General features: G+C 69.5%; 21 protein-coding genes. 14 read left to right on the forward strand and 7 right to left on the reverse strand.

Annotated features, from left to right (window positions below; all coding sequences use genetic code 11):
- Positions 1-54: 54 nt before the first annotated feature.
- Together ABD156_RS11195 and ABD156_RS11200 are read right to left on the reverse strand one after the other, a co-directional pair.
- On the reverse strand, positions 55-234 hold the full coding sequence (locus ABD156_RS11195; protein WP_344270349.1) for an LPXTG cell wall anchor domain-containing protein: 180 nt from the start codon (positions 232-234) through the stop codon (positions 55-57).
- Positions 235-253: 19 nt separating this feature from the next.
- Entirely contained in the window at positions 254-1,021 is a 768-nt protein-coding gene (locus ABD156_RS11200; protein WP_344270351.1) for a choice-of-anchor protein CoaP, read from the reverse strand.
- A gap of 347 nt (positions 1,022-1,368) precedes the next feature.
- Here ABD156_RS11200 and xrtP point away from each other — a divergent pair, with 347 nt between their 5' ends.
- Both xrtP and ABD156_RS11210 read left to right on the forward strand, forming a co-directional pair.
- The gene (gene xrtP / locus ABD156_RS11205) at positions 1,369-1,905 is read left to right on the forward strand and encodes an exosortase P (protein WP_377926188.1); all 537 of its coding nucleotides are present in this window, start codon (positions 1,369-1,371) and stop codon (positions 1,903-1,905) included.
- Positions 1,902-3,287, forward strand: coding sequence for an XrtP-associated glycosyltransferase (locus ABD156_RS11210; RefSeq protein ID WP_486303415.1), 1,386 nt, complete (start codon positions 1,902-1,904; stop codon positions 3,285-3,287). Before xrtP ends, ABD156_RS11210 begins: the two co-directional genes overlap by 4 nt.
- 46 nt (positions 3,288-3,333) lie before the next feature.
- Here ABD156_RS11210 and ABD156_RS11215 read toward each other — a convergent pair whose 3' ends face one another.
- Positions 3,334-5,256 carry an N-acetylmuramoyl-L-alanine amidase gene (locus ABD156_RS11215; RefSeq protein WP_344270356.1) on the reverse strand — a complete coding sequence of 641 codons (1,923 nt, stop codon included), beginning with the start codon at positions 5,254-5,256 and terminating at the stop codon, positions 3,334-3,336.
- A 382-nt stretch (positions 5,257-5,638) separates the two neighbouring features.
- Between ABD156_RS11215 and groES the strand changes: the two genes are divergently transcribed.
- Entirely contained in the window at positions 5,639-5,932 is a 294-nt protein-coding gene (groES, locus tag ABD156_RS11220; RefSeq protein WP_009072407.1) for a co-chaperone GroES, read from the forward strand.
- 98 nt (positions 5,933-6,030) lie between these two features.
- Positions 6,031-7,647, forward strand: a complete 1,617-nt coding sequence (gene groL, locus ABD156_RS11225) for a chaperonin GroEL (RefSeq protein WP_344270362.1) — start codon at positions 6,031-6,033, stop codon at positions 7,645-7,647.
- 185 nt (positions 7,648-7,832) lie between these two features.
- Here the strand turns inward: groL and ABD156_RS11230 are convergent, their stop codons facing one another.
- Positions 7,833-8,573: an SDR family NAD(P)-dependent oxidoreductase gene (locus ABD156_RS11230; protein ID WP_344270365.1), complete on the reverse strand. Its 741-nt coding sequence runs from the start codon at positions 8,571-8,573 to the stop codon at positions 7,833-7,835.
- 96 nt (positions 8,574-8,669) lie between these two features.
- On the opposite strand from ABD156_RS11230, the gene ABD156_RS11235 reads away from it, so the two are divergent.
- The gene (locus tag ABD156_RS11235; RefSeq protein WP_344270368.1) at positions 8,670-9,311 is read left to right on the forward strand and encodes a TetR/AcrR family transcriptional regulator; all 642 of its coding nucleotides are present in this window, start codon (positions 8,670-8,672) and stop codon (positions 9,309-9,311) included.
- 6 nt (positions 9,312-9,317) lie between these two features.
- On the opposite strand, the gene ABD156_RS11240 is transcribed toward ABD156_RS11235, so the two are convergent.
- Positions 9,318-9,620 carry a WhiB family transcriptional regulator gene (locus tag ABD156_RS11240; protein ID WP_037816439.1) on the reverse strand — a complete coding sequence of 101 codons (303 nt, stop codon included), beginning with the start codon at positions 9,618-9,620 and terminating at the stop codon, positions 9,318-9,320.
- A 247-nt stretch (positions 9,621-9,867) separates the two neighbouring features.
- Between ABD156_RS11240 and ABD156_RS11245 the strand changes: the two genes are divergently transcribed.
- The 6 genes from ABD156_RS11245 to ABD156_RS11270 all read left to right on the forward strand — a co-directional run bounded on the left by ABD156_RS11245 (position 9,868) and on the right by ABD156_RS11270 (position 14,683).
- Positions 9,868-10,773 (forward strand): MerR family transcriptional regulator, encoded by a 906-nt coding sequence (locus ABD156_RS11245; RefSeq protein ID WP_344270731.1) that lies wholly within the window; start codon positions 9,868-9,870, stop codon positions 10,771-10,773.
- Between the two features lie 9 nt (positions 10,774-10,782).
- The gene (locus tag ABD156_RS11250) at positions 10,783-11,751 is read left to right on the forward strand and encodes a hypothetical protein (protein ID WP_344270374.1); all 969 of its coding nucleotides are present in this window, start codon (positions 10,783-10,785) and stop codon (positions 11,749-11,751) included.
- Between the two features lie 131 nt (positions 11,752-11,882).
- Positions 11,883-12,479, forward strand: coding sequence for a response regulator transcription factor (locus tag ABD156_RS11255; RefSeq protein WP_020662719.1), 597 nt, complete (start codon positions 11,883-11,885; stop codon positions 12,477-12,479).
- A 324-nt stretch (positions 12,480-12,803) separates the two neighbouring features.
- Positions 12,804-13,376: a sigma-70 family RNA polymerase sigma factor gene (locus ABD156_RS11260; RefSeq protein WP_009072423.1), complete on the forward strand. Its 573-nt coding sequence runs from the start codon at positions 12,804-12,806 to the stop codon at positions 13,374-13,376.
- Positions 13,377-14,318, forward strand: coding sequence for an anti-sigma-D factor RsdA (locus tag ABD156_RS11265; protein WP_344270381.1), 942 nt, complete (start codon positions 13,377-13,379; stop codon positions 14,316-14,318). It abuts the gene before it with no gap.
- Between the two features lie 71 nt (positions 14,319-14,389).
- Positions 14,390-14,683, forward strand: coding sequence for a hypothetical protein (locus ABD156_RS11270; protein WP_344270383.1), 294 nt, complete (start codon positions 14,390-14,392; stop codon positions 14,681-14,683).
- Between the two features lie 135 nt (positions 14,684-14,818).
- Here ABD156_RS11270 and ABD156_RS11275 read toward each other — a convergent pair whose 3' ends face one another.
- Positions 14,819-15,214, reverse strand: coding sequence for a DUF5319 domain-containing protein (locus tag ABD156_RS11275; protein WP_009072430.1), 396 nt, complete (start codon positions 15,212-15,214; stop codon positions 14,819-14,821).
- Between the two features lie 139 nt (positions 15,215-15,353).
- Between ABD156_RS11275 and guaB the strand changes: the two genes are divergently transcribed.
- Together guaB and ABD156_RS11285 are read left to right on the forward strand one after the other, a co-directional pair.
- Complete coding sequence (gene guaB, locus ABD156_RS11280) at positions 15,354-16,865, forward strand: IMP dehydrogenase (RefSeq protein WP_344270386.1); 1,512 nt, start codon at positions 15,354-15,356, stop codon at positions 16,863-16,865.
- A 70-nt stretch (positions 16,866-16,935) separates the two neighbouring features.
- Positions 16,936-17,355 carry a DUF3574 domain-containing protein gene (locus ABD156_RS11285; protein WP_344270389.1) on the forward strand — a complete coding sequence of 140 codons (420 nt, stop codon included), beginning with the start codon at positions 16,936-16,938 and terminating at the stop codon, positions 17,353-17,355.
- Here ABD156_RS11285 and ABD156_RS11290 read toward each other — a convergent pair.
- A complete protein-coding gene (locus ABD156_RS11290) occupies positions 17,307-18,542 on the reverse strand; it encodes an MFS transporter (RefSeq protein ID WP_344270393.1) in 1,236 nt (411 codons plus the stop codon). The genes ABD156_RS11285 and ABD156_RS11290 overlap by 49 nt on opposite strands.
- A gap of 171 nt (positions 18,543-18,713) precedes the next feature.
- Between ABD156_RS11290 and ABD156_RS11295 the strand changes: the two genes are divergently transcribed.
- Entirely contained in the window at positions 18,714-19,853 is a 1,140-nt protein-coding gene (locus ABD156_RS11295) for a GuaB3 family IMP dehydrogenase-related protein (protein ID WP_344270733.1), read from the forward strand.
- Positions 19,854-19,971: the final 118 nt, after the last annotated feature.

Below are 19,971 nucleotides of genomic sequence, written 5' to 3' on the forward strand. Positions count from 1 at the left end.
GAGTGTCCCGGAAAACCGGGCTGCCGGCGGGATCACGCCGGCAGCCCGGATTCTTCAGCCGTCCAGGCGGGAGAACCGCCGATTCCGGCGGCGGACGGCGATCAGCGCGGCGATCCCGAGGATCACCAGCGCGATGCCGACCGCGAGCCACCAGCCGACGTCGGCACCGGTGGCGGCGAGGGTGCCCACCCCGCCACCGGCGACGCCGACCCCGGCGCCAGGCATCTTGTACATCGATCCATCACCTCACCGGTCAGGCGGCCGAACGACGCCGGGTGAAGCGCAGGCCGACCGGCACCGCGACGGCGGCGAGCACGCCGAAGCCGATCCACATGCCTGCTCCCGAGGCGAGCGGCATCGGCGGAGCGGCCGGACCGCAGGTCGCCGACGACAGGATCACGTCGCCCGAACCGAGCGCGCCCAGCGCGTCGCCGCCGAGCAGTTTCAGGTGCAGGGCGTTGACGGTGAGGCTGCCGTCCGGGTTCTTGATCTGCTCGTTCAGGATCAGCGTCGCCACGTGCAGCGGGCCGACCTGGACCTTCAGTTCGGTGTTCGCCGCCGGGGTGGCGTCGACCTTGCCGAGGCTGCCGAGGTTCGCGCCGACCAGCGTGGTGCTGCCCTTGACGCCTTCCTGAGTCGCGGTGCAGACGGCTTCGACCGCCTTCGCGCCGACGTTGCCGACGGCGGCCTTGAGCAGCGGCAGCCCGACGTCGGCGGTGGACGCCTTCGCCGTGACCGCGCCGGAGTTGTCGTCGCGCACGGCGGACGTGTTGATCACGCCGGTGGTGAGCACGCCGGGCACGTTCGCGGAGACCGCGGTGTTCTCCGTCGGGCCGCCTGTGTTCGCGGCCGCGAGCGGGCCGAGGTGCACCGCGGGCTGGCCGAGCAGCGTCACGTTGACGTTGACGCCGTAAGCCGACCCGTCGCCGGGAGCGGCGCTGGCCGGAGCGGCTCCGGCCAGGGCGATGCTCGCCACGACAACGGCGAGCATGCCGCCTCGTCGCACGAGGTGTCTCTTCACTGGTCCTCCGAATTTTCTCAGGGCGAGCCGCCGCGCGGACTAAACCCGCTGAGCAAGAGTCGGCACGCGGATCGGTTATCGGCGGACGTTTCCGAAATGGCACAGCTTTTTCGGTGGATCACCACATCGGGTGATACGAATTCGACTTTTTCCCAGGTTGCGCGAAGTATCACTCGAACGGACTAGCAAGCTTGAGTAAGAATATGCCGAAAGCTGCTCGGGTATCCCCGAAAAGGGGCTGCCCGGGGAAGGGCGGGAACTGTCGCGGACACGACCGTGGCCGGTTCCGCCCCGGTTCCGCTGGGTTTCTTCTCGAGAGGGTCGTCGTGACAGCAGTCAACGCGCCGATGTCTGGCGCATCCCGGTTTCCGCTGCGTATGGCGGTGTTCGGGGTGCTTGCCGCGGGGGTCGTGCTGGTGCTCGTGGAGCGCGGGTACCGCGAGCTGGAAGTGCAACTGGCCGGTGCCATCCTCCGGGTTGTCACCTCATCGGGGGTCTATGTGGCCGGAAACCGGGAATCGGTCTACTTCGGGTTGTCCGGCGATACTCCATTCGGGTTGCGGATGACTCCGGAATGCTCGTCGGTATTCCTTCTTCTGCCGTTGCTATTAGTAACCGCCGCACTTCTGTGGTTCCGGCCACAGAATGCCCGCAGGCTCTTTTTCTCGCTGGGAATTTCCGCGATCGCGGTGATTCTGGTTAATCAGTTACGGATCCTTACCATCGTCGGGCTGGTCAACGGGCTCGGCACCGACGAGGGCTACTACTGGGGCCACACCCTGCTCGGCTCGCTGGTCAGCGTCATCGGCGGCGCGATCTCGCTGGTGCTCTTCGTCTGGCTGGCGACGCGGAAGACGAAGGCCGAGAAGCAGGCCGCGGCGTGAGCGACTCCGGCCTGAAAATCCTGCTGTCGGTCACGCAGGCGTTCGCGCTCACCATGAGCGTCGCGTTCCTCGTGTACGTCGTGGTGATCATCGTGCCGTATCTGCGCCGCAAGCCCGCTCCGGTCGGCGATCCGGCCGACTTCTCCTGGCACTTCTTCGTCCCCTGCCGCGACGAGGAGGTGGTGATCCGCGAGACGGTGAAGTACCTGCGCAACACCTTCCGCCGCGCGCACGTGTGGGTTGTGGACGACGACTCAGACGACCGAACCGCACGCGTCGTGCGCTCCGTGTGGCGGCGAAACGGAGGCTACGACGCGAATCTGCACCTCGTCGCCCGCCAGCGCCCGGAAGCGCGTACTGGCAAGGGAGACGCGCTCAACGCCGCCTACCGCGAGCTGGACGAGTGGCTCGGCCCGGACGCGGATCGCGACCGCGTGGTGGTCGTGGTGGTCGATGCGGACGGCCGTCCCGCGCCCAACTGTCTCGAAGTGTGCGCGGCGGACCACCTGTTCGGCGACGAAACCGTCGGTGCTGTCCAGCTCGACGTGCGGATGAGCAACTTCCGCAGCCGCCCGCCCGGCCGCACGTGGTTCTCCCGCGCGTTCGGGCTCAAGCTCGCCCAGCTGCAGGACTTGGAGTTCCGCACCGCGATCGCGGCGATCCAGACGTCGCGCGGCTTCACCGGCACGATCTCCATGGGCGGCAACGGACAGTTCACCCGGCTGTCCGCATTGGACTCGATCGCCGGCGAAGAACTGGCCCCGTGGCGCGGTTCGCTGCTGGAGGACTTCGAACTCGGCGTGCACCTGCTCACCGCGGGCTGGCGCACCGGGTTCACGCCGGATTCGCATGTGGCGCAAGAAGGTCTGTACAGCCTCCGCCGGTTCCTGGTGCAGCGCACGCGCTGGGGCCAGGGGACCATGCAGTGCATGCGGTACCTGCGCCGGATCTGGGACTCGCCACACGTGTCCACTTTGGGCGCCGCGGAGATGATGTACTACCTGGCGCAGCCGTGGATGCAGCTGCTCGGCTCGCTGCTGTACCCGGTGCCGTTCATCCTGCTTCTCGTGAGCACCGCGGGCGATCCCGGTCAGGTGTGGACGTGGTTCACTGGCGGCGCGTGGATCCTGTTCGCGATCTACGGTTCGTTCGGGCTGCTGCCGTTCGTCGTGTGGGGCCCGATCTACCAGATGAAATGCTTGCGCAGCAAGAACATCTTCCGCGGCATCGGCATGGGCCTGCTGTACGCGGGCTACATCTACACCTTCTACATCACGTCGTGGCGTGCGCTGTTCCGGCTGGTGCGCGGCCGCAACGGCTGGGCCAAGACCCGGCGCAACACCGAGGCCAGCGCCGGCGTGAAGGTGGCCCTGGACGCGTGAATGCCCGGGCCGCGCGCGGTCGGCCCGGGCATTCGACGAGCTGCGGTCAGGACGCCGGTTCGAGGTCGACGTCGTCGCGGCTGACGTACGCCACGCGGTGGCCGAGCTGGATTTCCACGTACCGCGACTTGCCCTTCACGACCTTGTTGGTCGCGACGTCGAAGGACGCCGAGTAGTACTCCGACCCGGTCAGCCCGCCGACCGAGTACTTCTGGCCCGCGCCGAACTGATACGGCAACGGCTTGAGCTCCTGCACCGGAATGTCCTTCGGATACGCCCCGGCCTCCGGGTACGCGCTCCCGTAAACCGGCACGGTCGCCTTGCCCGCCTTGGGCGTCGCGACGAATCCGTCGGCCGGGTACGCGGTGGGCGCGTCGCCCGGGTTGCGGAACCAGCCCTTCTGGCCGAGGTACCAGATCGCGGTCCAGTCGTCCTTGGTGTCCGCGACGGCGTACTTCTGGCCGGTGGCCGCGCGGCTGCCGATGTCCGCGACGTCCATTGTGGACGGATTCGGCCCGTGCATGCCCACGTCGGACAGCAGCGGCGCGGATTCGCTCGGCTCGGTGTGCAGCACGACAGAACCAGAACTCCGCTCCGGGCAAGGGTTTCCGGACCCGATCTTGTCGCAGCCGGTGAACACCGGACGGTTGGCTGAGTACTCCGGCGCGATCATCACCAGGTCGGAATCCGGCGAGCCCTCGTGCTCCAGCGGGGCGCCGAGCAGGTCGAAGTAGTGTGCCCAATCCCAGTACGGACCCGGGTCCCAGTGCATGCTCTTGATCTTGTCCGCGTTCGGGCCGGGCACGTTGTCGTGGCCGAGGATGTGCGCGCGGTCCAGCGGAACGCCGAAGCGGTGCGCGAGGTAGCGCACGAGCTTCGCGGACTGGCGGTACATCGCCTCGGTGAACCAGGTGCCCTGCGCGGCGAAGCCCTCGTGCTCGACGCCGAGGGATTTCGCGTTCAGGTACCAGTTCCCGGCGTGCCAGCCGACGTCCTTGGTCGGCACGTGCTGGGCGACCTGGCCGTCCGAGGAACGGACCGTGTAGTGCCACGCGGTCTGGCCCGGGGTCTGCGCCTGCTTCATCACCGAGTCCCAGGTGCCCTCGGTGTCGTGGATGACGATGTAGTCGATCTTCTGGTCGCGCGGGCGATCGGCCTGGTCGTAGTTGCCGTAGCTGTCGCCGATCTTCTGGAACGGCGCGGGCACCGACTCGCAGGACATCGACCGCGGGCACTCGGTGGCCGGCGGCTGTCCGGCGCGCAGGCCGAGGCGGTCTGCCTGGGCACGGTCCGGGGCGACGCCGGACGTCGCGGCGAGCTTGACGGCTTGGCCGTCGTCGGTCGTACGCGCGATGCCGCTGCTGATGGTGGCGAAGACTTCGTCGGCGAAGGTGCGCGCGCCGGTGACGTCTTCGGAACCGCTGTACCGCGCGACGGCTCCGTACCAGTCCTTCGCGTTGTCGCTCTTGACGCCGAGCTCTCGCTGGTACTGGGCCAGCAACGCCGCTCCGCCGCGAATGTTCGCTTCGGCGTCCGTACGGAGCTTCGCGGCATCCGTGTGCAGCAGGTCGGCGGCCTTGTCGATGGTCTGGCTGCCGGGTGGGGGAGCCGAGGGCTTGAGCGCCTTCAGCCGCAAGGTCGGACGCGAGTCGTCGCCGCGGGGGTCTTCGTCGGGGTTGTCGAACTCGCTGGTGCGCAGGCCGGTGGTGCGGACGTCAGTGAGGTGCATCGGTCCGTAGCCGGCGGCGGTGCTGGGCGCGCCGGAGTGGGTGTCCCAGCGGGATTCGAGGTAGGAGACGCCGAGCAGGACGTTCAGCGGGACGCCGAATTCGCGAGCGGCGTCGGCGAAGGCGCGCTGACGGGCGTCGTTGGCCGGTTGGGCGGAGGCCGGGACGGTGACCGCGATCGCGGCGAGTGCCAGCAGCCCGGTGGTCGCGGCGGCCAGGCGCCACGGGAGTGATCGGGGCATAGGAGGACTCCAGGAGTGAGATGCCTGTCTGTGCGGATCCAACCAGTCGCCGGGGGAGTTGGTGGGGTTTATCCGCCGGATGGGGCCGAACGGGCACGCGGCGGCGCCCCGGGAGCCTGGGCCTGCGGACGAGGCGGCCGTGCGCAGCTCATCGCCGCGCCCGGCCGGGGGCGCGGAATCCGCCTGGAACAAAGCCGCCGGTCAGCGGCTTCCGTCCCGAGTTCCGGCTCGTGAGCGGACCCTCCTTGCGAAGCTGGCACTCACGTGGCTAGAGTGCTAAATGAACGGCCCGGACACGCCCCGGCACCCGCGACGGCGGGGGTGGTATGAGCCGTAACCAGTCATCATGCCGACGCTTTCGACGACCGTGGAGGTCAACCCGGTGAGCGTGAACATCAAGCCGCTCGAGGACAAGATCGTTGTCCAGACGAGCGAGGCCGAGGAGACGACCGCTTCCGGCCTCGTCATCCCCGACACCGCCAAGGAGAAGCCCCAGGAGGGCAAGGTTCTGGCCGTTGGCCCGGGCCGCATCGACGACAAGGGCAACCGCGTTCCGCTGGACGTGGCTGTCGGCGACGTCGTCATCTACTCCAAGTACGGCGGCACCGAGGTCAAGTACAACGGCGAGGACTACCTGATCCTCTCCGCCCGCGACGTGCTGGCCGTCATCAACTGACGCGTCACTCGCAGCGCAAGGACGCCCCGGGCCCCGCTCATGCCGGGGTGCGGGGCGTTTTGCGTCGCACGACAACCGAAAGGTAAGCGGAAAGCGTTATGCCCAAGCAGATCAGTTTCGACGAGGACGCTCGTCGCGCGCTCGAGCGCGGGGTGAACAAGCTCGCCGACGCGGTCAAGGTCACCCTCGGCCCGCGCGGTCGCCACGTCGTCCTCGACAAGAAGTTCGGCGGCCCGACGATCACCCTCGACGGCGTCACCGTCGCTCGCGAGATCGAGCTCGACGACCCGTTCGAGAACCTCGGCGCGCAGCTCGCCAAGAGCGTCGCCACCAAGACCAACGACGTCGCCGGCGACGGCACCACCACCGCCACGGTGCTGGCCCAGTCGCTGGTCAAGCACGGCCTGCGCAACGTCGCCGCCGGCGCCAACCCGACCTCGGTCGGCAAGGGCATCGAGGCGGCCGCGGACAAGGTCATCGAGGTCCTCAAGGCCAAGGCCACCCCGGTCAAGGGCCGCGACAACATCGCCCAGGTCGGCACCGTCACCTCGCGTGACGCGGCGATCGGCGCGCTGCTCGGCGAGGCCGTCGAGCGCGTGGGCGAGGACGGCGTGATCACCATCGAGGAGTCGTCCACGCTGGCGACCGAGCTCGTGATCACCGAGGGCGTCCAGTTCGACAAGGGCTTCCTGTCGGCGCATTTCGCGACCAACCCGGAGGACCAGAAGGCGACCCTCGAGGACGCCTACATCCTGCTGCACCGCGAGAAGATCTCGGCGCTGGCCGACCTGCTCCCGGTGCTGGAGAAGGTCGTCGAGGCGAAGAAGCCGCTGCTGATCATCGCCGAGGACGTCGACGGCGAGGCGCTGTCCACCCTCGTGGTGAACTCGCTGCGCAAGACGATCACCGCGGTCGCGGTCAAGGCCCCGTTCTTCGGCGACCGCCGCAAGGCGTTCCTGGACGACCTGGCCGTCGTGACCGGCGGCGAGGTCATCTCCGCGGAGATCGGCCGCAAGCTGTCCGAGGTCGACCTCAGCTCGCTGGGCAAGGCCCGCCGGGTCGTCGTCACCAAGGACGACACGACGATCGTCGACGGCGCGGGGACGAAGGACGACATCGCCGCCCGGACCGCGCAGATCCGCAAGGAGATCGAGACCACCGACTCCGACTGGGACCGCGAAAAGCTGCAGGAGCGGCTCGCGAAGCTCGGCGGCGGCGTGGCCGTGATCAAGGTCGGCGCGGCCACCGAGACCGAGCTGAACGAGCGCAAGCACCGCATCGAGGACGCCGTGGCTTCGACCAAGGCGGCCGTCGAAGAGGGCATCCTGCCCGGCGGTGGTTCGGCGCTGGTGCACGCGGTCAAGGAGCTTGAGGGCAACCTCGGCCTGACCGGCGACGAGGCGACCGGCGTCGCGATCGTCCGCGACGCGCTCACCGCCCCGCTGCACTGGATCGCGACGAACGCGGGCCACGAGGGCGCGGTCATCGTGAACAAGGTCAAGGAACAGACCTGGGGCCAGGGATTCAACGCGGCCACCGGCGAACTGACCGACCTGATCGCGGGCGGCATCGTCGACCCGGTCAAGGTGACCCGCTCGGCCGTCGCGAACGCGGCGTCCATCGCCCGGCTGGTGCTCACCACGGAAAGCTCCGTGGTCGAGAAGCCGGTCGAGGAGGAGCCGGACGCCGGACACGGCCACGGCCACTCGCACTGATGTAGTTCCGGCTGCGTCTTTGGCGGGGCGGTGCTTCCCTTTGGGGGGAGTGCCGCCCCGCTTTTTTGGTGCGGTGTTACGGAAAAGGGAATTCGAGACCTGGCGGTGGCGCTTGGGCTGGATTCGCTGTGGATGCCTTGGGGTGAAAGCCGCGGTCCGGAAACCGCGGCCTCCCAACAAGACGATCAGGCAGTGAACCCGCCATCCACCGTGATCGAAGTCCCCGTCAGATACCGCCCGTCCGGCCCCGCCAGGTACGACACCGCGGCCGCGATGTCCGCCGGATTTCCGTAGTGCCCCAACGCGATATGCGCCAGCTGGTCACCGGAATGCGGCCCGTCCGCCGGGTTCATCTCGGTGTCCGTCGAGCCCGGGTGGACCACCATCGCCGTGATTCCGCGGGGTCCCAGGTCTCGCGCCAGGCCCTTGGTCATCCCGACCACGGCCGACTTGCTCGCCGCGTACAGGCTCATTCCGACGAACGGCATGCGCTCGGCCAGGTCGCTGCCGATCGTCACGATCCGGCCGCCTCGCGTCATGTGCCGCACTGCTGCCCCGGCCGCCACCAGCGGGGCCTTTACGTGGATCGCCAGCGTGCGGTCGATCGCCTCCGGCGTCAGTTCGTCGACCGGCGCCACCTCGAACACTCCGGCGTTGTTCACCAGCACGTCCAGTCCGCCCAGGTCAGCCGCGGTCCGGTCGACCGCGCTGGTCACGGCGTCGGAGTCGGTGGCGTTCGCCTGCAGCGCAAGACCGCGCCGGCCGAGTTTTTCGATGGACGCGACCACGTCCGCCGCCCGGTCCGCGGCGCGTTCGTAGGTGATCGCGACGTCCGCGCCGTCCTCGGCCAGCCGGAGTGCGATCGCCGCGCCGATCCCGCGGCTTCCGCCGGTGACCAGTGCGACCTTGCCGTCCAGGGTGCCCATGCCCCCCCACCTCTTTCTGTAGTGATAGCTAAATAAATAGCCGCGTACGATGGGCGAGGTCAAGGATTCTGTATCGCTCGCTAAAGAAGGTGGTCCATGTCACCCCGCGGCCGCCCGCGCGCGTTCGACCGCGAGCAGGCGCTCACACAGGCCATGTTGGTGTTCTGGGAGCGCGGTTACGACGGCGCGTCGCTCGCGGAGCTGACTGCGGCGATGGGGATCAAGCCGCCAAGCCTGTACGCGGCCTTCGGGGACAAGGAGTCACTGTTCCGCGAAGCAGTCGAGCACTACCAATCCGCGCACGGGCGGCACACGATGCGCGCGCTGACCGAAGAACCGACAGCGCGCGCGGCGGTCGAAGCGATGCTTCGCAACAACGCTTGCGCGTACGTGGAACCCGGACACCCCAAGGGATGCATGGTCGTTCTCGCGGCCACCAACTGCACGCCGGCCAACGCGTCCGTGTGGGAGTTTCTCGCTGCTTCGCGCGACAACGTGCGACGCGCGCTTCGCGAGCGCCTTCGTCGCGGAGTGGAAGAAGGCGAACTCGCGGCCACTGTGGACATTGACGCGCTCGGCGCGCTGTACGCGACTGTCTTTTATGGACTGACCATGCAGGCGCGCGACGGCGTCAGCCTCGACTCGATGATGACCGTGATCGACCTGGCACTGTCGATGTGGCCCGGAAACGGTGGAGGGGCGGCGTCCACTGTGGACACCGCCCCTTCCGCGCCGTGAGAAAAGTCAGATGTGCGCCATGGTCAACGCGCGTTTGTCCTGTTTGATGATGTGGTCTCGTTCCGATTCGGACAGCCCGCCCCAGATGCCGTAGGGCTCGTGCACGGCGAGCGCGTGCTTGCGGCACATCTCCAGCACCGGGCACGACAGGCAGATCGCCTTGGCCCTGGCCTCGCGCCGCGCCCTCGCCGGTCCCCGCTCTCCGTCCGGGTGGAAGAAGGATCCGCTGTCCATCCCCCGGCACGACCCCTCCAGCTGCCAGTCCCACATGTCTGCGTTGGGGCCGGGGAGCCTGCGCGTGTCTGCCATCCTGACCGCCTCCGTCATCCGGTCGATGCCATTAGCTGCTCTGCTGTGGTGCCGATACTCCATTCGGTGCAACGGCGGTAACGTTAGAAGCGCGCCAATAGTTGTTCAATAGATCGGCGGCGATTCAGCCGTTAGGCATCCCCCAGATGTGTGAGCTGGGCTTTTGGCTCGGGTTGCCGTTACTGCGAGCTGGCTGGATATTGACCGGGTGGGATCCGGATCAGGCGATGGAGAACCCACCCTGCCGGTGGCCTCGGTCGCCCGCCGGCTCGGTGTCGCGCCGTCCACCCTGCGTACTTGGGACCGGCGCTACGGCCTTGGCCCCAGTCGCCACACCGACGGCAGACATCGCCGCTACGGCAGCTCCGACATCGGCCGTCTCGAACTTATGCAGCGCGCGCTCCTTCGCGGCGCTTCAACGGCGGAGGCCGCGCAGTACGCGTTAGAGCAGATGCCGCGCGCGGACTTCGTGCCAGCGCCTGCGGAGCCCGCTGAAGCGACGGAGGCGAAGTCTGCTGCTGACGACGTCGAAGTCCCTTCGCGACTCGCGCGTCGACTGAGCACTGCGGCGTTGGCAATGGACGTCGGCGCGGTGCAGCGAATGCTTGTCGACGCCATCTGCGAGCTAGGCGTGCTTCAGGCGTGGACTGGCGTTATTGACCCAGTCCTCACCGCGCTCGGCGCGCGATGGCGAGGCGTGCACGCGGGCGCTGAAGTGGAGTACCTGCTTGCCGAGTGCGTGTACGCGGCTTTAGTGCGCGCGACGCCGGTCCTCGACGAGCCTCGCAACCAACGGCCGGTCCTTCTCGCGTGCGTGCCGGACGAACGGGACAACATGCCGGTGTACGCGCTCGCGGCCGCTCTCGCGGGACGTCGGATCGGCGCGCAGCTCTTCGGTCTCGCGCTGCCACAAGAAGTGCTGGCAGTCGCGGTAAGGCGGAGCGCGCCCGCCGCGGTGGTGCTGTGGGCGAATCGGGCGAACGCGGACCCTCGGCTCTTCGCGCGCGTGTCTCGCGGACGGCAGCGGACGCGCCTGTTCGCTTGCGGCCCCGGCTGGGATCCGGCGTTGCTGCCGCCGAAGGTTGAGCTGCTCGCGGACCTTCCCGCGGCGGCCGACCGCGTGGAGCACGTTCTTGTCGGTGCTCCACGCTAGAAAGGTGAGGTGGACGAAGAAGCGCTGACGGCCCTCGCGTTCGGCTCGGACGCCGGGCCGGCGGACTCGATACCTCGCGACGGCACGCCAAGGCAACGCCTCCTGGCGGCGATCGTGCTGGGTGCCCGCGGCCAATACGCGGCGGCCGCGGCCTTGCTCGACCCGCTCCGGCGCGGCCGAGATCCGCTGACGGCCTCATTGGCGGCGAGCACGCTCGCGTCGCATCGACGGCAACTGGGCGGACACCTGGCGGCGCGGAAGCTGGACGGGGAGGCGCTGCTGGTAGTCGGGCTGCGCGGAATGGGGGAGCGAGGGGCTGGCGACGCCCCGGGACTGGCAGGCGGCTTGGCAGCTACCGACTCCCCAACACCGTCCCCGCTGCCCGCCACCGCGAGCTCCAACGCTTCATCCGCGAGCCGAGACAGCGCCCCCACCGAAGATCCCAACGGCCTGGATCGCCAAGGCGCGAGAGCCGACGCCCTCCTGGGACTGGCCGCCGACAACCTCGCCCTCGGCCGCATCTCCGCCGCCCGCCGGCTGGCCGTCCGGGCGGCCCAGGCGGACCGTCGCTGGCGGGCGACCGTTCGGGGCGGCTGGGTGGGCGCGGAGATCGAACTCGCCGACGGACAACCCGAAGCAGCCGTCGCCCCGGCCCGCCTCGCCTATGAGACAGCCGTCGCCCGTCACGCTCAGCGACACGTCGTGAAGTCCGGCATCGTCTTTGGCGTCGCCCTGCTCGCCGCCGGGCAAAGCGGTGCCCGGGAACTCATCCGCACCGCCGTCGCGGACGGCGAAAAATATGAACTCGATTCACTTAATTGGGTGGCCACTCGCGTCGCCGCTGATCTGGAGCCCGACCGGGCCGAGGAGTATCGATTCAGGAGTCGCCAGGTGTTGCACGCAGTGTTACGGCACGCGGATCCTTGCGTGATGCGCATCGCACACGAATCGCCGTGGGTGCCCGTCGGACCCGGGTAGGCCTGCGGGAACGGGCGTTCCGGCATCCGGGCTAAGAAACTTCAAAAAAAGCCACCGGATCGTGTCAAGGTTCGGACTAAAGCGTCCGATAGGGGAAGTGGAATGTCACCCGGCTGCAGGAAGGAAACCCCGTGACGACGGTCTTGATCTGCGACGACCGACGCAGTGTCCGCGAAGGGCTCACCCGTGTGATGTCCGCGGTGCCTGGGGTCAGTCGCATCGACTGCGTAGCGCACGGTGACGAGCTGCTGGCCCGGTACACCCGTCAGCCGGTCGACGTCGTGCTGGTCGGGACGCAACGCGCGGTCCCGACAGGCGTCGAGGCAACCCGCCGGCTCGTCTCCGCGAACCCCCAGGCGAACGTCATCGTCTTCGGCGCCCCGGACGACGCGGGCAGCATCGCGGCCGCCATCGCCGGCGGAGCGCGCGGCTACCTGCGCTGGGACGCCTCGCGGCCCGAACTGGTCGCCGCGCTGGCGCACACCCTGGCCAGCACCTCGGTGCCCGCGCCGCGGCAGCCGTCCGACCCGGGCGTGCAGCTCACCGAGCGCGAGCTGCAGGTGCTGCGCGGCATGAGCCAGGGCAAGAGCAACGGCCAGATCGGCCGCGAGCTGTACCTCTCCGAGGACACGGTCAAGACGCACGCGCGGCGGCTGTTCCGCAAGCTCGGCGTCCGCGACCGCGCGCAGGCCGTGGCGCACGGCTTCCGCCGCGGTCTCGTGTCCTGACCGAGGCAGAGCAAGCCAGTACGGGACTTCCGATCCGATTCCCGCGGTGACGAACGGGCCAGGGCAGCCAAGCCCTGGCCCGTACCTGTTGTCCTGGCCCCTGCTCCGCGTGCCTCGCCCGCGTCCCCACCGCGTGACGGCACTGCCCCAGCCCGTCTGCCTGCGACAATCGCCGTCCGGCCGCGCCCGGCGCGCCGGTCGCCACCTCTGGCGGTTGTCTGGTAGGACTCCGACGGTACGGTAGCTGTGACCGGCGCAGGACCGGGACGACCACGCGCCGGATTCTTTGCGCACCTACACGTAACGCTGGGACTGTTGTCTGCGATGGCCACTGTGGGGGATGGACTGGACGAGCCGGTCGCCGCCGCTGTCGAGGGAGACCCTCAGGCAGTGGAGCGGTTGCTGGCCGCCATTCGTCCCCTTGTGGTGCGGTATTGCCGCGCCAGGGTTGGCAGGCAGGAGCGTTCGTTCGCTTCGGCAGACGACGTTGCGCAGGAGGTGTGTCTCGCGGTGCTCACGGCATTGCCTTCGTACCGTGACCAGGGCCGCCCTTTCCTGGCGTTCGTCTACGGCATCGCCCAGCACAAGGTTGCCGACGCGCACCGCGCCGCGGCGCGCAACCGGGCGGAGCCGGTCGCCGAGATCCCCGACGAGATCGAGGGCGGCGTCGGCCCGGAGCAACGTGCTCTGCAGGGTGAGCTGAACGAGCGGATGGCGCAGTTGCTGCAGGTGCTGCCGGACAAACAGCGGGAAATCGTTGTTCTGCGGGTCGTGGTCGGACTGTCGGCGGAGGAGACGGCGGAAGCCGTCGGTTCCACGCCGGGCGCCGTCCGCGTCGCCCAGCACCGGGCGCTCGCCCGGCTGCGCAAGGTGCTTGCCGCCGAGGAGGTGATCTGAGTGACCGATCGCGAAGACCGGGACAGAGACCTGTCACCTTCCGCGCAGGCCAGCGGCCTGACCGGGTACGAAGCGGAAGCCGACGGCGACCTGACGGCCATCCAGGCCGACGACGCGCTGCTCGACGCGCTCGGCGGGACCGATCCGGCTGTCGCCGACGGGCTCGGGGACCAGGAACTGAACGCGCTGCTGCTCGCGTGGCGCCGCGACATCGACAGCGAACCGCTCGCTGAGCTGGTCGACGTCGACACTGCGGTCACCACGGTGAGGACCGCCACGCTGGCGCGCAAGTACCAAAGCCGCGGCCGTCGCCGCCGCTATCTCGTGCCGGTGGCCGCCGCGTGCGCCGCCGCCGCGATCGCCTTCACCGGCACCGGTCTCGCCGCGCGCGACGCGCAGCCCGGCGACACGCTGTGGGGCCTCACGAAGGTGCTCTACGCCGACCACGCCCGCTCCGTCGAGGCCGCCGCCGCGGCGAAGCTCGACCTGGAGAAGGCGAACCTGGCGCTGGCCGACAACCGGCTCGCGGACGCCCGGCGCGCGCTCGCCGACGCGCAGGCCGCGCTCACCCAGGTCACCGACGCGGACAACCGCAACCAGCTCCTGCAGCAGCACCGCGAACTGGCCGCTCAGCTCGGCCAGCCGACGGCCCCGCCCGCGGACCAGAAGCCGTCGACGCCGCCCGCCGTTCCGCCGGTGCACGACCCGGTCAGCAGCGCGGCGCAGCCGCCCGGCCAGTCGACGTCCCTGCCCGGCACCGGGGGCGGGCACACCAATCCGCCGCCGGTCACCTCGGCGACGCCGCTTCCGCCGGTGACGTCCACGCCGAGTTCGCCGCCGCCGTCGCCGAGCGCCACCCCGAACGATCCGGGCACGGGCAGCAGCCCGCGCAACGAGTCGTCGCAAGGGGTACAGGCGCCGAACGGCACCAGCGGTTCCTAGGTTTCACGAAGGTCCCGGCACGGACAGTGCCGGGACCTTTTTCGTTCACCGGTTTCAAGGGGGGAGGCGCGGTGCTGGTTTTCGGAGATCCCTACGAGACCTCCAGCGGGACAGTGCTGATCACGGTCACCCGGCAAGGCCGCCGAGGCGGGCCGGGGCGTGCGGTCGGGCTGTACACGATCGACTCCGACGGCGTGACCTGGACGCCCGCGGTCGACGGGGGCCGGATCGCGCTGATCGGGGCGTGCACCGGCTTCGTGGCGGCGGCGCTCGCGACGCTGGCCGTGGTGCACCGTCCACCGTGGCCGAATCTGACCGAGCGGGCGATGATCGCGCTGGCGGAGAGCCCGAAGCACCGGCGTTGAGCAGGTTGTCCACAAGTCGACACCTCTGTGGGCAACTCCTGTGGACAACTTGTCCGCGCACACGAAGAAGACCCTGGTGGCCAAACTCACCAGGGCCTTCTTTCAAGCTTTCAACGCTGTTCAGGACCGAAGAAGTCAGTACGCGCTTTCGTTCGCGGTGACCCCGTCCGCGAACCCGCGGCAGTAGTCCCAGCTCACGTAGTCCGTCGGGTTCGGGTCGAAAGCCGGCTCGTGCGGACGCATCCGGCCGTCGGACAGCAACTGCTCCAGGCTCGCGCGCAGCAGCGTCCAGTCGTGATAGTGGGGTTCGTCGCACTCGCCGCAGTCGACCACGATGCCGCGGACCCCGCGAGGCTCCAGCAGAGCCTGGTACACGGCGAGGTCGGACAGGTCGGCCAGCAGCTCGGTGCGCTCGTCCGCGCTGATCGGCTCTTCCAGGTGGTCGTCGGGGTCGGGGATGGCCCGGGCCGGATCGTCCGGGTCGTCCGCGAACGGATCGGGGGGCAACACATCGTGCGGCACGGCCTGCACGCTACCCGCCGGGCCACCCACCCGGGCCAGTGCCCCGGCCCGGATATCATGAGGGGAAGGTCCGATCACCCTCGGCCCACGCCAGGCACCGCTGCCCGCGACTCCAGCCCGCTCCCGCCAGGAAGGCCCTTCGCCCCTCATGACCAGCGAAAGCATCACCCCCGCAGTGCCCAGCAAGTTCGCGATGCTCGGCTTGACCTTCGACGACGTGCTGCTGCTGCCCGCGGAATCGGACGTGGTGCCCAGCGCGGTGGACACGAGCACGCAGCTCACTCGCAACATCAAGCTCAACGTTCCGCTGGTCTCCGCCGCGATGGACACGGTCACCGAGGCGCGGATGGCGATCGCCATGGCCCGCCAGGGCGGGATCGGCGTGCTGCAGCGCAACCTCCCGATCGACGAACAGGCGGCGGCGGTCGAGGTCGTCAAGCGGTCCGAGGCGGGCATGGTCACCGACCCGGTCACCTGCGCCCCGGACGACACCCTCGCCGAGGTCGACGCGCTGTGCGCGCGGTTCCGGATCTCCGGCGTCCCGGTCACCGACGCCTCCGGCGCGCTCGTGGGCATCATCACCAACCGCGACATGCGGTTCGAGGTCGACCACACGCGCCTGGTGAGCGAGGTCATGACCCGGACGCCGCTGGTGACCGCGCAGGTCGGCGTCACCGCTGAGGCCGCGCTCGGGCTGCTGCGCAGGCACAAGATCGAGAAGCTGCCGATCGTCGACGGCGCGGGCAAGCTGCGCGGCCTGATCACGGTCAAGGACTTCGTGAAGACCGAGCAGTACCCGCGGGCTTCGAAGGACCCGGACGGCCGCCTCGTCGTCGGCGCAGCGGTCGGCGTAGGCCCGGACGGGCACAAGCGCGCGATGGCGCTGGCCGAGGCTGGCGTGGACGTGCTGATGGTCGACACCGCGCACGGCCACTCGCGCGCGGTCGTGGAAACCGTGCGGCTGCTGAAGAAGGAACTGGGCGAGACCGTCGACATCGTCGGCGGCAACGTGGCCACGCGGGCCGGGGCGCAGGCGCTGGTGGACGCGGGCGTGGACGGTGTGAAGGTCGGCGTCGGCCCCGGTTCGATCTGCACCACGCGGATCGTCGCGGGCGTGGGCGTCCCGCAGATCTCCGCGATCTACGAGGCTGACCAGGCCTGTCGCCCGGCGGGCGTTCCGGTGATCGGCGACGGCGGCATCCAGTACTCCGGCGACATCGCGAAAGCGATCGCTGCCGGAGCGTCGACCGTGATGCTGGGCAGCCTGCTCGCGGGCACCGCCGAGTCGCCGGGCGACCTGATTCTGGTCAACGGCAAGCAGTTCAAGGTTTACCGCGGCATGGGCTCGCTGGGCGCCATGCAGTCGCGCGGCCAGGCGAAGTCCTACTCCAAGGACCGCTACGCCCAGGACGACGTGCTCAACGAGGACAAGCTGGTGCCGGAAGGCATCGAGGGCCGGATCCCGTTCCGCGGCCCGCTGTCGAACGTCGTCCACCAGCTCGTCGGCGGTCTGCGCGCGGGCATGGGCTACGCGGGCGCGGAGACGATCGCGGCGATGCAGGAGGCGCAGCTGGTCCGGATCACCGCGGCCGGGCTGAAGGAAAGCCACCCGCACGACATCACCATGACGGTCGAGGCCCCGAACTACACGACCCGCTGATCGACCCTGTTCGCCCGCTCCATCCTCCCGCCACACTGGATCTCCAGGTGACGGCGAGGGGAGCGGGCGAATGCGGTTTTCCCGGAGGTTCGTGCTGACGGCGGCTGCCGCGATGGTGCTCGGGGGAGGGGCGGCTTCGGCGGCCGCGGCGGATTCGCCGGACAGCTCGCTGTGGAAGCGCACCGAGCTGTACTTCGGCACCGCCAAGCCCGGCGGCGGCGAAGTGACCGAGAAGGAATTCGCGGACTTCTCGGCGAAGGACATCACGCCGCGGTTCCCGGACGGCTTCACCCAGCTCGAAGGCACCGGTCAATGGCGGTCCGGCGGCGGCGCGGTCGTCCGCGAGCATTCGATCGTGCTCGTGGTGCTGTATCCGCCGACGAACCAGCACGCGAACGCCGACCTCGAACAGATCCGCACCGATTACAAGCACCTGTTCGATCAGGAATCCGTGCTGCGGACCGATTCCACCGCACGCGTCTCGTTCTGAGCGCGGTTCCACCCGAGCAGCAGCAACGGCGTCGCCAGCATCAACGCGCCCGCCAGCCCGAGCGCGCCGCGCGTGCCGAGCCATGTCGCCACCACACCCCACAACAGCGTCAACCCGGCGGTGGCGGCGCTGTTGCTGATCCGCCACGCGGACAACATCCGGCTCACGTACCCGTCTTCAGTCTCTTCGAGCCGATACGTCGCGAGGACGGTGCTGTACGCCGCCGCGCAGATGATCAGGCCGAACTCCACCGCCATCACCCAGAACAGCCCGCCGATCCCGGGCGGCACGAACGCCAGCAGCACGACCCAGCAGGTCCGCACCGCGCCGAGGATCGGCAGCAGGCGGACCCGGCCGTAGCGCGGCACCAGCCGGCGGGCGAGCCGGGAGCCGATCAGGCCGCCGAGGCACGGGACGCCGAACGCGAGCCCGTACTGCCAGGTCGGCAGGCCGAGTTCGCCGAGCAGCAGCACCGCCAGCACCGGCGAGGTGGCCATGATCAGGCCGTTGACCAGACAGGAGCTGAGGAAGAGCATCCGCAGCCGGGCGTGCCGGAACACATACCGCCAACCCTCGACGAGGTCGGTCGCGCGGAAGGCGGCGGGCCGGGGCGGTTGGGGCTCGCGGGTGCGGATCGTCGAGAGCGAGAGTGCGGAGAGCAAGTAGCTGATCGCGTCGAGGATCACAGTGGCGAGCGGGCCGAAGAACCCGATCGCCGCGCCGCCCGCCGGCGGGCCGAGCGCGGTCGCGGTCCACAGTGTCGTCTCGAAGCGGCCGTTGGCGGTGAGCAGGTCTGGACCAGCCGCCAGCGATTTCAGATACGCGCCGCTCGCCGAGGTGAACGCGATGTTCGCCGCCGCCACGAGCACCGACACCGCCACGAGCTGGGCGAAGGTCAACAGGTCGAGCAGATACGCGGGCAGCAGCGTGAGCAGGGCGGCGAACCGGACGAGATCCATCGCGATCAGCACCGGCCGCTTCCGCCGGAATTCGACCCACGGACCGAGCGGCAGCGCGGCCAGCGAACCCACCGCGAGCCCGGCTCCGGCCAGCAACGACACCTGCGCGGCACTGCTGTGCAGCACCCGCACCGCGATGATCGAGAAGGCGTCGAGGGCGAAATAGGTGCCCGCGATGCTGACCGCGTACGCCAGCCACAGCCGGTGAAAGTCCTTGCCCAGCGCCAAATCCGTCCCCCTCGTTCAGCCGGGCAGCCAACCACCCGCCCGCTCCGGTGGCAAACAACCGCGCGCACAACCGGTGGTTGTCGCCACCGCAACGGTCCCCCGCGCGCAGGTCACCCGTGCCGACTCGCGACAATGGACCGCGAAGGCGTCAGGCGCGAGAAGGGACATCACGTGCGGGATCTGGTCGAGATCGGCATGGGCCGCACGGCGCGGCGGGCGTATGACCTCGATGACGTGGAGATCGTGCCGTCGCGGCGGACGCGGTCCTCGTCGGTGGTGTCCACTGCCTGGCAGATCGACGCGTACCGGTTCGACTTGCCGCTGGTCACCCACCCGACGGACGCGATCGTGTCGCCGGGGACCGCGGTGGCGATCGGCGAGCTGGGCGGCCTCGGGGTGCTCAACGCCGAAGGGCTGTGGGCCCGGCACGCGAACGTCGAAGAAGCGATCTTCCGCCTCGTCCGCGCGGCCGAGGACAGCGAGGACCCGACCGCGGTCGTGCGCGAGCTGCAGGAGCTGCACTCCGCGCCGATCCGGCTCGACCTGCTGACCGAGGCGATCAAGACGGTCCGCGAATCGGGCGTGACGGTGGCCGCGCGGGTCAGCCCGCAGCACGCCGCCGAGCTGACTCCGGACCTGATCGCCGCCGGCGTCGAGATCCTGGTCGTGCAGGGCACGATCATCTCCGCCGAGCACGTGCAGCGCGACGCGGAACCGCTCAACCTCAAGGAGTTCATCGGCCGTCTCGACGTGCCGGTGATCGCCGGCGGCGTGAGCGACTACCGCACTGCGATGCACCTGATGCGCACCGGCGCGGCGGGCGTCATCGTCGGCCACGGCTACACCGAGGGCGTCACCAGCACCGACCGCGTGCTCGGCATCGGCACCCCGATGGCGACGGCGATCGTGGACGCGGCCGCCGCCCGCCGCGACTACCTGGACGAGACCGGCGGCCGCTACGTGCACGTCCTCGCCGACGGCGGCATCACGACGTCCGGCGACATCGCGAAGGCGATCGCCTGCGGCGCGGACGCGGTCATGCTCGGCGCCCCGCTGGCGACCGCGTCGGACGCCCCGGGCCAAGGCCTGTACTGGACCGCCGCGGCGGCGCACCCGTCGCTGCCGCGCTCGCGCGTGGTGGCCGGCCCGGACTCGGACTACGCGGTGGACCTGAAGACGCTGCTGTTCGGCCCGTCCTCGGACGCGGAGGGCGTGGTGAACCTGTTCGGCGCGCTGCGTCGCGCGATGGCGAAGACGGGGTACTCGGACCTGAAGGAGTTCCAGCGCGTCGGGCTCACCGTCCGCGGCTGAGCTTAAACAGTCACCCGTTGGGTGAATCCTCTGTTACGCGGGGTGGCAGCCTGGGCTGCCACCCCGTGCTTCATTTCGGCCGATTGCAGGTCGGGGCGGCTCTTTGAGTGGTTTCGAC

This window comes from Amycolatopsis albidoflavus (assembly GCF_039525725.1).
In the GTDB taxonomy this organism is placed as follows: Bacteria; Actinomycetota; Actinomycetes; order Mycobacteriales; family Pseudonocardiaceae; genus Amycolatopsis; species Amycolatopsis albidoflava.